This is a genomic window from Pseudonocardia zijingensis, from assembly GCF_042657305.1.
GTDB classification, from domain to species: Bacteria; Actinomycetota; Actinomycetes; order Mycobacteriales; family Pseudonocardiaceae; genus Pseudonocardia; species Pseudonocardia zijingensis.
Genome location: NZ_JBHSKO010000009.1, coordinates 223,561 through 235,469 on the forward strand (window position 1 = coordinate 223,561; position 11,909 = coordinate 235,469).

The 11,909-nt window shown below is 74.4% G+C and carries 12 protein-coding genes; 2 read left to right on the forward strand and 10 right to left on the reverse strand.

The window, feature by feature from the left end; translation table 11 throughout:
* Positions 1-34: 34 nt before the first annotated feature.
* The 5 genes from ACFPL3_RS20115 to ACFPL3_RS20135 all read right to left on the reverse strand — a co-directional run bounded on the left by ACFPL3_RS20115 (position 35) and on the right by ACFPL3_RS20135 (position 6,059).
* Complete coding sequence (locus ACFPL3_RS20115; protein WP_343946454.1) at positions 35-1,282, reverse strand: DUF1565 domain-containing protein; 1,248 nt, start codon at positions 1,280-1,282, stop codon at positions 35-37.
* 158 nt (positions 1,283-1,440) lie between these two features.
* On the reverse strand, positions 1,441-2,688 hold the full coding sequence (locus ACFPL3_RS20120; protein ID WP_379589509.1) for a dihydrolipoamide acetyltransferase family protein: 1,248 nt from the start codon (positions 2,686-2,688) through the stop codon (positions 1,441-1,443).
* Between the two features lie 15 nt (positions 2,689-2,703).
* Positions 2,704-3,696 (reverse strand): alpha-ketoacid dehydrogenase subunit beta, encoded by a 993-nt coding sequence (locus ACFPL3_RS20125; RefSeq protein ID WP_343946457.1) that lies wholly within the window; start codon positions 3,694-3,696, stop codon positions 2,704-2,706.
* Between the two features lie 10 nt (positions 3,697-3,706).
* On the reverse strand, positions 3,707-4,810 hold the full coding sequence (gene pdhA, locus ACFPL3_RS20130; RefSeq protein ID WP_379589511.1) for a pyruvate dehydrogenase (acetyl-transferring) E1 component subunit alpha: 1,104 nt from the start codon (positions 4,808-4,810) through the stop codon (positions 3,707-3,709).
* Positions 4,811-4,901: 91 nt separating this feature from the next.
* Positions 4,902-6,059 (reverse strand): PucR family transcriptional regulator, encoded by a 1,158-nt coding sequence (locus ACFPL3_RS20135; RefSeq protein WP_343946459.1) that lies wholly within the window; start codon positions 6,057-6,059, stop codon positions 4,902-4,904.
* 345 nt (positions 6,060-6,404) lie between these two features.
* On the opposite strand from ACFPL3_RS20135, the gene ACFPL3_RS20140 reads away from it, so the two are divergent.
* Positions 6,405-7,559, forward strand: coding sequence for a polysaccharide deacetylase family protein (locus ACFPL3_RS20140; RefSeq protein WP_343946460.1), 1,155 nt, complete (start codon positions 6,405-6,407; stop codon positions 7,557-7,559).
* Between the two features lie 20 nt (positions 7,560-7,579).
* A complete protein-coding gene (locus ACFPL3_RS20145; protein ID WP_343946461.1) occupies positions 7,580-8,503 on the forward strand; it encodes a TIGR03619 family F420-dependent LLM class oxidoreductase in 924 nt (307 codons plus the stop codon).
* On the opposite strand, the gene ACFPL3_RS20150 is transcribed toward ACFPL3_RS20145, so the two are convergent.
* The 5 genes from ACFPL3_RS20150 to ACFPL3_RS20170 are packed head-to-tail and all read right to left on the reverse strand — an operon-like array spanning position 8,475 to position 11,885.
* Positions 8,475-9,233, reverse strand: coding sequence for an alpha/beta fold hydrolase (locus tag ACFPL3_RS20150; RefSeq protein WP_343946462.1), 759 nt, complete (start codon positions 9,231-9,233; stop codon positions 8,475-8,477). The genes ACFPL3_RS20145 and ACFPL3_RS20150 overlap by 29 nt on opposite strands.
* Positions 9,234-9,244: 11 nt before the next feature.
* Complete coding sequence (locus ACFPL3_RS20155; RefSeq protein WP_343946463.1) at positions 9,245-9,619, reverse strand: MmcQ/YjbR family DNA-binding protein; 375 nt, start codon at positions 9,617-9,619, stop codon at positions 9,245-9,247.
* Complete coding sequence (locus ACFPL3_RS20160; protein WP_343946464.1) at positions 9,616-10,608, reverse strand: methyltransferase; 993 nt, start codon at positions 10,606-10,608, stop codon at positions 9,616-9,618. The genes ACFPL3_RS20155 and ACFPL3_RS20160 overlap by 4 nt, the downstream gene beginning before the upstream one ends.
* Positions 10,605-11,015, reverse strand: coding sequence for a VOC family protein (locus ACFPL3_RS20165; RefSeq protein ID WP_343946465.1), 411 nt, complete (start codon positions 11,013-11,015; stop codon positions 10,605-10,607). The genes ACFPL3_RS20160 and ACFPL3_RS20165 overlap by 4 nt, the downstream gene beginning before the upstream one ends.
* A 57-nt stretch (positions 11,016-11,072) precedes the next feature.
* On the reverse strand, positions 11,073-11,885 hold the full coding sequence (locus ACFPL3_RS20170) for a helix-turn-helix transcriptional regulator (protein WP_343946466.1): 813 nt from the start codon (positions 11,883-11,885) through the stop codon (positions 11,073-11,075).
* Positions 11,886-11,909 lie beyond the last annotated feature (24 nt).

The following is an 11,909-nucleotide window of genomic DNA, read 5'->3' on the forward strand; positions in this document are numbered from 1 at the left end:
TACGCCTGATGTCACACCGCGTGACGCCGTGCTCTCAGCAGGGGCGGTCGGCCCCCGGTGGGGCGTCCTCGCCGAGGCTCGCGCCCCGCACCTCGTTGCCGCACACCGCGCCCTGCTGGGCGTCGGACTCGACCTGGAACACCTCGCCCGCGACGTCGGAGATCTCGTTGTCCTCGACGACGTTGCCGCCTTTGTCGTACTCCTCGCTGTCGCTCTTGATCTTGATGGCGACGCCCTCGGAGCCGGTGATCGTGTTGCCGCGCACGATGTTGTCGTGGCCGCGCAGCTCGATGTTGCTGCCGTCGAACTCGGCGGTCTCCGCGTTGCCCGAGCACTGGTTGTTCTCGAACACGTTGTCGTGCGCGTTCTCCTTGACGTTGAAGCACTCCGAGCCGAACGTGCGGATGATGTTGCCGACGACCCGGTTGCCCGAGCTCGTGTCGTTCTCGGCCATCGGCTGGCTGTCCGACTTCGGGCTCGTGCCGATGTAGACGCCCTCGCCGTTGTGGAACTCGAAGCGCCCGCCGTCGTCGCTCTTCTTGCCGAACAGGCCGCAGTACTGGATCACCGAGTCGGTGATGACGTTGTCGTGGGCGTTGTTGCGCAACCGGACGCACTCACCGCCGGCCCCGGACAGGAACATGTTGCGGATCTCGACACCGGTGATGTCGCGGGACTCCTCGGACGCGCCGATGTAGATCAGGCGACCGTCCTCGACGTCCTGGGCGACGCTCTGCTTGAACGCCGTGATCCGCGACAGGTCCTCGGGGAACTCGCGGCCCTTGAGCTTCTCCTGGCCGTCGACCGTGAAGCCCTCGAACACGTAGTAGCTGTGGTCCACGCTGATGACGCGGTCGGTGCCGTACACGGTGGCCTGGTAGCGGCCCGACCGGTCCTGGCCCGTCTCCGGCCCCTTGACGGTGATCGGCGCGCCGGGGGCGCCGTCGCGCTGGGTGGCGAGCTGCTCGCGGTACTCGCCGGGAGCCAGGTTGATCGTGGTGCCCGGCCCGGCCTCGTCCAGCGCCTGCTGGATGGTCTTGAACGGCCTGGCCGCGGAACCGTCGTTCGTGTCGTTGCCCGCGGGGTCGACGTAGAGCTGCGGGCCGGTGGGCGCCGGTGGTGGCTGCGGGCCGGGGGGCGGGGGTGGGGTCGGTCCGGGCGCCAGCACCAGGATCGCGGCGACGAGCACCACGACAGCCGCTGCGGCGCCCAACGCCAGGTTGCGCCACGTGCGGGACTGCCGCGCAGGCGCGACGGGTGGCGAATTGCGGACCTGGACCACTGAAACCCCGTTCGATCGGGCGTGCTCGGACGCACGCGCTCCGCAACGATGATGCCCGCACAGCCTGAAGGCCGTCTCATCGGAGGGGCGGTGTCACCGTTGCGGGTGGTGGGCCCGTCACCGGGGGTGGGCGTGGTCGGGAAGGGTTCCGCAGCGGCTCAGGCGAGGATCCGCAGCGGGGCCTCCAGCAGGGCGGCCAGGGTCTGCAGGAAGCGGGCGCCGGTGGCGCCGTCCACCACGCGGTGGTCGCACGACAGCGTCACCTTCATGACCGACCGCACGACCGGCCCGGCGTCGCCGGGGCGCAGCTCGTCGACGGCCGCACCGACGGCGAGGATGGCCGCCTCCGGCGGATTGATGACCGCGGTGAACTGCTCGATGCCGAACATCCCGAGGTTGGACACGGTGAACGTGCCGCCGCTCATCTCCTCGGGCCGCAGCTTGCGCTCGCGCGCCCGCGCGGACAGGTCGCGGGTCCGCGCCGCGATCTGCGAGACGCTCAGCCGGTCGGCGTCGTGCACCACCGGCACGAGCAGCCCCGACTCGACCGCCACGGCCATACCGACGTGCACCCGGCGGTGGCGGCGCACCGAGTCGCCCGCGTAGGAGACGTTGATCTCCGGATGGGTCCGCAGCGCCCCGGCCACCGCCTTGACGACGAGGTCGTTGACGCTGACCTTCACCTCGCCCGCCGCGGCCAGCGTCTCGTTGAGCGTGACGCGCAACGCGAGGAGGTCGGTGACGTCGACGGCGCGCGTCAGGTAGATGTGCGGCGCCTCCTGCTTGCTGCGCGTGAGGCGCTCGGCGGCGACCCGCTGCATCTGCGGCAGCGGCAGCACCTCGACGTCCTCGCTCTCCGGTTCCCGCGCAGGTGCGGGTGCGGGGGCGGGGGCTGGGACGGCCGCTGCCGCGGCGGCGGCCGCCTCGATGTCCGCCCGGACGATCCGCCCGTGCGGGCCGGAGCCCTGCACGCCGGCCAGGTCGACACCGCGCTCGCGGGCGAGCCTGCGGGCCAGTGGGGAGGCGGGCGGGCGGCCGTCGCGGGGCGCAGCGGGCGCGGGCGCCTGCTGTTCGGGCGCGGGCTCGGGCTCCGCTGCGGGCGCCGACGCCTCCGGCGTCGATGACTCAGGGGCCGACTGTTCGGGCGCCGACGGCTCCGGGGCGGAGCCCGTGCCGTCCCCGAGCAGCCCGATGGGCGCGCCGATCGGGGCGCTGGCGCCCTCCGGCACGAGGATGCGCTCGAGCACGCCGTCGTCGTAGGCCTCGAGCTCCATGATCGCCTTGTCGGTCTCGATGTCGGCGATGACGTCGCCCGCGCTGACCTGGTCCCCGACGTGCTTGTGCCAGGCCGCGACGACGCCCGACTCCATGGTGTCGGACAGGCGGGGCATGGTGATCTCGGGCATCGGTGTCCTCCGGGGTCAGGAGCGGCGGCCGACGGCGGCGAGGGTCTCCCGCACGGCGGTCAGCAGCGAGTCGGCCGAGGGCAGCGCGGCCTGTTCGAGCGGTTTGGCGTACGGCAGCGGCACCTCGGCGGCGGCCACCCGGCGCACGGGCGCGTCGAGGTGGTCGAAGGCGCCCTCGGAGATCGTCGCGGCGATCTCGGCGCCGATCCCGTAGGTGAGCCAGTCGTCCTCGGCCACGACGGCGCAGCCGGTCTTGCGCACCGAGGCCACGATGGTTTCCCGGTCGAGGGGGCGCAGGCTGCGCAGGTCCACGACCTCGGCGTCGATGCCCTCCTCGGCGAGCTGCCCCGCCACCTCGGTGGCCACGGTGGCCATGCGGGAGTAGCCGATGATCGTGACGTCGGTGCCCTCGCGGGTGACGGCCGCCCGGCCGATCTCGGCGGCGGGCAGGTCGTCGGGCACCTCGCCGCTGGTGTTGTAGAGCGCGAGGTTCTCGAGGAACAGCACGGGGTCGTCGTCGCGGATCGCGGCGCGCAGGAGCGCCTTCGCGTCGGCGGGCGTGCTCGGCGCCACGACCTTCAGGCCGGGGACGAACGCGTAGTACAGCTCGATGTTCTGCGAGTGGGTGGCACCGAGCTGCTGGCCGCCCCCGCCCGGCGTGCGGATGACCATCGGCACGGAGGTCTGGCCGCCGAACATCCCGTAGACCTTCGCGGCGTGGTTGACGATCTGGTCGAGGGCGATCAGCGAGAAGTTGATCGTCATGATCTCGACGACGGGGCGCAGTCCCAGCATCGCGGCACCGATGGCGGTGCCGACGAAGCCCTCCTCGGCGATCGGGGTGTCGCGCACGCGCTTCTCGCCGAACTCGGTCAGCAGGCCGGCGGTGATCTTGTACGAGCCCTCGAAGACGCCGATCTCCTCGCCGATCAGCAGGACGTCGTCGTCGCGCATCAGCTCCTCGCGCAGGGTGCTGCGCAGGGCCTCGCGGTAGGTCATGACAGGCACGGGATGTTCCTCAGCGGTAGAGGGCGTCTGCCGGGAGCCGGCGCGACTCGTTGGCCACCGGGGTGGCGTAGGTGTGGTCGAACAGCGTGGAGACGTCCGGGTGCGGGCTCGCCGCGGCGAAGGCCACGGCCTCGTCGGCCTCGGTCTTCGCCCGCTCCTCGAGGGCGGTGAGCGCCTCCTCGTCGGCGGCGCCCGCCGCCAGCAGGGCGGCGCGGAAGCGGGCGATCGGGTCGGCGGCGCGGGCGCCCTCGACGTCGGAGGACGTGCGGTAGCGCGCCGGGTCGACCACCGAGTGGCCCTTGAGGCGCGAGCTCACCGATTCCAGCAGGGCCGGCTTGCCCTCGGTCCGCGCCCGCTCGACCAGCCGGCGCGCGGCGTCCCGCACGGCGAGCACGTCGTTGCCGTCCACGCGCTCGCCGTGCATCCGGTAGGCGGCGGCGCGCTTGTACAGCTCGGGCTCGGCCGAGGACCGCTCGACCGTGGTGCCCATGCCCAGGCCGTTGTTGACCACGACGTAGACGATCGGCAGGTTCCACAGCGCGGCGATGTTGAGCGCCTCGTGGAACGCGCCGATGTTGGTGGTGCCATCGCCCATCTGGCAGACCACCACCTCGTCGCTGCCGCGGTAGTCGATGGCGAGCGCGGCGCCGGTGGCCAGCGGCACCTGGCCGCCGACGATGCCGTAGCCGCCGAGCAGGCGCGCCTCGGCGTCGAACAGGTGCATCGAGCCGCCCCACCCCTTGGACGTGCCGGTGGTGCGCCCGTACAGCTCGGCCATCACCCGCCCGGGCTCGATACCCTTCGCGATCGCGTAGCCGTGCTCGCGGTAGTTGGTGAACAGGTAGTCGTCGGGGCGCATCGCGGCCAGCAGGCCGACGACCGTGGCCTCCTCGCCGAGGTTCAGGTGGCAGTAGCCGCCGATCTCGGCGCGCGTGTAGCCCTGCGCGGCGCGCTCCTCGAACCGGCGCACCAGCACCATCTGGCGGAACCAGTCCCGCAGTACCTCGGGATCCTCGGCGGCGAGGGGGCCCGCCTTCTTCCGGGAAGTCCGCGCCCGTGTCCCCGCCCGTGTCCCCGCCGGTGTCCTCGTCGATGTCCGCGCCGCCACGCGCACAGCCTCGCCCAGCCGAGGGGCGCCGCACCATGATCGGACGCCCAGCTCCGGGCCCGGACGATTGGGCAGTTTGCCCAATCGGGTTGCTCGCTCAGGAGGGGAGATCCAGCGCCGAGAGCGCGAGCGAGAGCTCGACGTAGGCCTGGCGCCCGGTGAGCGGGTGGCCGATCAGGCCGGAGACGCGCTGCAGCCGGTTGAGCACCGTGTTGCGGTGGCAGTAGAGCTGTTCGGCCGCCACGCCGGCCGAACGGTCGGCCTCCAGCCAGGCCGTGAGCGTCTGCACCAGCACGTCCCGCTCCCGCGGCGGGAGGCGCAGCACGGGTCCGAGCCACTGCTCCACGAGGCGGCGGCGCACCTCGGGGGAGCGCAGCAGGAGCACCTGGGGGTAGCGCTCGTCCACCCCGACGAGGGCCGCGGCACCCCTGGGCATCGTGCCCAACGCGAGGACGGCGAGGCGATGGGCGAGGGCCACCCCCGCGAGGCCGTCGGCGGTGGGGGCGGCCGCGGCCCGTCCCCGGGCCAGCGCGCGCAGCCGGGTCAGCACGAACCGCGGGTCGTGCCCCTCGAGCGGCACGAGCCCGACGAGCGTGTCGGTGCGCACGTGCCAGACCGACCGGACCGAGAGCGCGGCCAGCGCGGTCTGCGGGCTGGGCAGCGCCGCCGTGCCGTCGGGTTCGAGGTCGGCCACCACCACCAGGTAGTGCCCGCCCAGCGGCAGGTCGAGCTGGTCGGCGACCCGCTGCCCGGTGGTGCCGCCCGCCACGACCTCCTCCAGCAGCGCGTGCCTGCGCTGGTCGTCGCGGCGCAGCTGCTCGGCCTCCGCGCGCCGGTAGGACGTGGACAGGGCGGAGGAGAGCGCGTCGACCACCGTCCACATCGCGGTGGCGGCCGCGCCCAGGTCGGCGGGCGTCACCTCGTCGATCCGTTCGAGCAGCGCCTCCCAGACGACCCGGCCGCCGAGCCGGAACGTCCGCAGCATCACCTCGAGGGGCACCCCCTGCTCGGCGCGCTGCCTGCCGATCGGGCCGGCCACGGGGTCGTCGTCGGTGCCCCCGCTCGGGGCGCCCGCGAGCAGCTGCAGCACCCGCGTGAGGTAGCGGCGGCACCCGTCGCGCAGGTCGTCGGGGGGCACGTTGCGGTAGTCGGTCCACGCCGGGTGATCGGTGAAGACCGCCGTGACGAGCCGGTCGGTGAGCACGTCCACGTCGGGCAGCAGGGCGTTCGCGACCGTCGCCAGTGGGCCTTCCACGGTCCGGACGGTAGCCGCTCACCCCGTGGGGTCGATCGGTCCCGGCGGGGGCGAGGGCAGCGGTGGGGCCGGGTCCGGCCCGGGGGTGGGCGCCGGTTCGGGCTCTGGGAACGGTGGCGCGGGCTCGGGCCCCGGCGGGGGCGTCGGCGGAACCGGGGGCGGCTCGGTCGCCGCCGCCGGGACCGTGTTCGTGACGGTGCGGATGTCGTCCATGCCGGTCGGCTACCCGGTGCGCGCGCGATCACCCGCCGGCGCGGGGGTGATCGTCCACCGGGTGGGTGGATCACGCGGCCCGGTCGGGCGACTCGCGCGGCGCGGCGCATTCCCGGTGCGCACGATGCCGCCGTGGGGGACGTGCGGCGCGGCAGGAGACGGGCGGGTGAGTGGCTGGTCCTCGCCGCGGCGCTCGCGCTGGCGGTGGCGCTGCTGGTGGGGCAGGAGCCGCCACCGCCGCAGGCGGCCGCGGCCGAGCCGGTTCCGGTGGCGTCGCCGGACCCGGTGGACGTGCAGGTCGACCGCGCGGCGGCCCGGCTGGACGCGTGGATGCGGCCCCTCGCACCCGGTGAGCGGCCCCCGCAGTTCGTGCTGTTCTCCTTCGACGGCGTCGGGTCGCACCGGCACTGGGAACGGGTGCTCGCGATCGCCGGGGCGGCGCAGGCGCGGGTGACGGGCTTCCTGTCCGGCGTCTACCTCCTGCCTGACGCGGAGCGGCGCCGCTACCACCCGCCCGGACGGGCCGCCGGGGCGTCGGCGATCGGTTTCGGCGGGTCGCGGGCCGAGGTCGACCGGCTGATCTCGGACCTGAAGGAGGCGCGCAGGCGCGGCCACGAGATCGGCACGCACTACAACGGGCACTTCTGCGCGGGGGACGAGCCCGCGGTCGGCAGGTGGTCCACCGCGATGTGGGACGCGGAGCTCGACCAGTTCTTCGCGTTCGTCGAGGCGGCGCGGGAGCGGGGCCTCGACCTCGGGCAGGTGCGGGGCGGGCGCACCCCGTGCCTGGAGGGGCGGTGGGTGCAGGCCTACGCCGCCATGCGGGCGCACGGGTTCACCTACGACACCAGCCGCCCCACCGACGGGATCGTCTGGCCCACCGACGAGCAGGGGATCCGGGAGTTCTGGATGCCCTCGGTGCGGGTGCCCGCGCTGCGCAAGCAGGTGCTGCTCATGGACTACAACCTGTGGATCGCGGTGAACGGCGGGCGCGACGAGCCGGAGCGGGCGGCCGAGTTCAGCGACGTCGTGCTCGACGCCTACCGCGCGGCGTACACGGCGGCCGCCACCGGCAACCGGGCGCCGCTCGTGATCGGCAGCCACTTCAACCGGTGGTCCGGCGGCGGGTTCTTCGACGCGGTGGAGCGGTTCATGGCGGAGGTGTGCCTGCGGCCCGAGACCGTCTGCGCCACCCACTCGGACGTGAGCGCGTGGATCGACCTGCAGGACCCCGAGGTCCTCGACGTCTGGCGCCGCAAGCCGCCCGCCCACGTGCCGAGGCCCTGATCGCCCGTAGCGTGTGCCGGGTGCGGATCGGGATCGGTGCCCCGGTGTCGGGGTCGTGGGCCACCCCGGAGAACCTCGGGCGGCTGGCGCGGGAGGCCGAGGAACTGGGCTACGCCTCGCTGTGGACGTTGCAGCGCCTGCTCGTGGGCGCAGACCAGGACCTCCCCCCGGTGTACCGCAGCGTGCTGGACCCGCTGGTGACGCTCGCCTTCGCGGCGGCGCGCACGTCCCGGATCCGGCTGGGCGTCGCGGTCGTCAACCTCCCGTTCGTGCCGCCGGCGCTGCTGGCGAAGCAGGCGGCCACGCTGGACGTCCTCTCCGGCGGGCGGCTCGACCTGGGGCTGGGCACGGGCTGGTCGCCCGTCGAGTTCACGGCGGCGGGGGTCTCGCGGGCCCGGCGCGGGCCGCGGGCGGAGGAGTACCTGCGGGTGCTGCACACGCTGTGGGCCGACGAGGTGAGCGCGTTCGACGGCGAGTTCTACACGGTTGCGCCGAGCCGGATGCTGCCCAAGCCCGTGCAGCGCCCCGGCCCGCCCGTGCTGCTGGGCGGCGGCGTGCCCGCGGCGCTTCGCCGCGCCGGGCGGATGGCCCAGGGGTGGGTGAGCAGCAGCGGGGCGGACCTCACCCGCATCGCGGACTCGATCGCGCTGGTCCGGGAGGGCGCCCAGGAGGCGGGGCGGGACCCGGATGCGGTGCGCGTGGTCGTGCGCGGCGTCGTCCGGTGGGGCGGGCCCACCGACCGCCTGCTGTCCGGACCCGCCGAGAAGATCCGCGAGGACGTCGCGTGGCTCGCCGAGCAGGGCGTCACCGAGGTGTTCCACGACCTGAACTTCGACCGGACGATCGGGAGCCCGGAGGCCGACCCGGCGACGGGCATGGAGCGCGCGCTGGAGGTCTTGCACGCGCTGCGCCCCGTCAAGGAAGACCGGCCAGGAACTCCGTGACCGTGCGGTCGACCTCGGCGCGCCGCTCGAGGTGGGGGGAGTGGCCGCAGTCGAGCACGGCGAGGGTGACCGGCCCGGCGGCGCGCTCGCGCACCGCCTCCACGTGCACCACCGTGCCGTAGGGGTCGGCCGTGCCCTGCACACCCAGCACCGGGCAGGTGATGGCGGTGAGCTCCGGGTGGATGTCCCAGTCGCGGAATGCGTCGTCGAGCCAGCCGTCGTTCCAGTTCCAGAACGTGACGTCCGGGTCGCGGTGGTGGCGGGCCATCCGGGCCCGCAGGTCGCCTTCGACGTAGTCGCGGCGGGCCTGCTCGATGCCGCGCAGCCCGCACTCCTCGACGAACACGTGCGGCGCGAGCACCACGAGGCCCGCCACGTCGGCCCGGCCCGCGTGCAGGAGCCCGATCGAGCCGCCGTCGCTGTGCCCGACGAGCACCACCCGGTCCAGCCCCAGCGCCGCGCGCACGGCCGGGACCACCTCGCTCGCCTCGTCGTGCATGTACCGCGGCGTCCGCTTCCCGGCGGGGAGGTCGGACCCGCCGTGGCCCAGCCGGGAGAACGCCACGGCGCGGCGGCCGGTGGCGGCGGCGAGCCGGTGGTGGAAGTTCCGCCAGAGCCGCACCGAGCCGAGGCCCTCGTGCAGGAACAGCAGCGGGGCGAGCGCGGGGTCGCCGGGCACGTCGTCGTACTCGACGCGCCCACCGGGAGCGTCGACGAGGGGGAGTTCCATCGCGAGCGACCCTAATCGACACCTGCGGGGCCGGGCTGCGCGGACAGCCGCGCCACCAGTCGCTTCGGGGCCACCTGCCGGTAGGCGTCGGTGACGATCTCCTCGATCTCGGTCCAGTCGACGTCCGGCACGTCGAGGTACACGCCGAGCCACCCGCGGACCCCGACGTAGGGCGGGCGGAAGAACCGCCCGGGGTCGGCGGCCACCAGCTCCTCCTGCGCGCCGGGCGGGGCGGCGCACCAGAAGGCGAGGCGGTCGTCGTGGTGGTGGTCGGCGAACATCACGAACGACTTGCGCACGAACCACGTCGGCTCGCCGTGGCTCTGCTTCTCGGCGACCTCGGGGAAGGACGTGCAGAGGGCGCGCAGCCGGTCCAACGGCGTCATGCCGCGACCGCCCGCATGACCGCGTAGCCCGACCCCTCAGCCGGGGTGACGCCGGTGAGGCGCAGCCCGGCCGCGGTGAGCAGGTCGACGAACTGGTCCTGCGTGCGTTCCCGCCCGCCCAGGCAGACGAGCATGTTGAGGTCGCTCATCAGGAGCATGCGCTGGTCCGGGAGCACCTCGGGATCGTCGCGCAGGATCGGCTCCACCAGGAAGACCACCCCGTCCGGCGGCATCGCCGCCCGCACGCGGGCGAGGATCGCGGTGGCGCGCTCGTCGTCCCAGTCGTGCACCACGCTCTTCACGACGTAGGCGTCGGCGCGCGGCACCTCCCGGAAGAAGTCGCCGGTGACCACCTCGCACCGCTCGCCTGCCACCGTCTCGGCGGCCCCGGACGGGGAGTCGAAGAGGATCCCGCGCAGGTGCGGGTGGGCGTCGAGGAACGCGGCGAGGAGCGTGCCGTTCCCGCCGCCGATGTCGGCGAGCGTCGTGACGCCGGTGAGGTCGCAGGCCGCGACGATGCCGGGGGCGGCCATCCGCGTGCCCTCGGCCATCGCCTCGGTGAACACCGCGTTGAGCCGCGGGTCGGCCGCGATGTGCGCGAACGCCGGGCTGCCGGTGATCTTCTCGAACGACGGCTCGCCGGTGCGCACGCTCCACTCCAGCGCGCCCCACGCCCGCCACACCGCGTCCCCGCAGAACAGCTGGGCCAGGTTGCCGATCGAGCCCGGCAGCCCGCTGCGCAGCAGCCGGCCGCCGGCGGTGAGCGCGTAGGCGCCGTCCGGATCCCGGCTCACCAGGTCCAGGCCGACAGCGGAGCGCAGGAGGCGGGCGAGCGCGTCGGGCTGCGTCCCGGTGCGCCCGGCCAGGGTGCCGAGGTCGAGTGCGCCGTCGCCGAGCGCGTCCGGCACACCGAGCCGGGCGAGCGTCTGCACCACCTGGGCGGGGAAGAACCCGAAGACGAGTGCCGCCACCCGCTCCCGCTCGGTCACGGCTTCACCTGCGGGCGGTAGCTCCCGACCGACCAGATGTTGCCCTCGGGGTCGCGCACCGCGTACTCGCGCGACCCGTACGGCTGGTCCACCAGCCCGTGCACCACGTCCGCGCCGGCGGCGACGGCCCGGTCGTGGTGGGCGTCGACCGCGTCGGCGGAGTCGAGGGCGAGGTAGACGACCGCGCGGCCGGTGTCGAACGGGTCGGACGCGCCGCGGCGGGTGGCACTGCGGGTGGCACTTCGGGTGCCGAGCATGACCACCCCGTCGCCGAAGCTCAGCTCGGCGTGGGCGACGGTGCCGTCGCCGGCGGTGTGGACGGCCTGCTCGGCGAACCCGAGCGTGCCGGTGAGGTACGCGATCGCCGCCCGGGCGTCGTCGTACCGGAGGGTCACGTGGATGCTCATGGCGCCGACGCTAGGAGCGCCCGGGCGCCGGGGCTTGTAGGAATGGGAACCGGCGGCTCAGCTCCACCCGGCCAGGTACTCGCTGGGCGTGCAGCCGGCGAGCGCGTGGAACTCCCGCACCAGGTGGGCGTGGTCGGCGTACCCGCAGGCGGCGGCGACGTCGGAGATCGACGGTGCCGCGGCGGCGGGGGAGTGGTCGTAGACGCTGTTCGGCACCAGCAGGCGGGCGGCGCGCTCGAACCGCAGCACCCGCGCCGCGGTCTTCGGCCCGAGACCCACCTGCGCGCGGAAGCGGGTGAGCAGGTGGCGGCGGCTCCACCCGGTGTCCTCGGCGAGCTCCCGTACCCCGACGCGGCCCGCGCTGCGCCGCAGCCGCTCCCACGCCCACGCCACCTCCGGGTCGGGCCGGGCGGCGCACGCGTCGAGCCGGCGGAGCAGCACGTCGTCGAGCAGGGCGAAGCGCCGCGGCCAGTCCGGCTGGTCGGCCAGGCGCGCGGGCAGGCCCGCGAGCTCGGGCAGGTCCAGGTCGGTGAGCTGAGGGGCCGCGTTCGTGACGTCGCTCAGCGGCCTGCCGAGCAGCGCGAACGCGCCGAGCGGGCTGAGGTCGACCTGCAGCCCGTGCTGCTCACCGGTGAACTCGGTGAGCACCGGACCGTCGTGCATCCCGGCCAGGAACGACGCGGGCACGGACGGGCCGGCCGGCCCGTGCAGCCGCAGCGGCGGGCCGAGCGACAGGATCAGCGTGCACGAGGCACCGGGCGCCTGCCTGCGGCGCACCGGTGTGCCGCTGTGCTCCCGGTAGCCCAGGTAGCGCACCACCCGGCGCGCGAGCGCCGGGTGCGGTGAGCCCAGGACGTACTCCCCGTCCACGCGGCCAGGATGGCACGCCCGGCC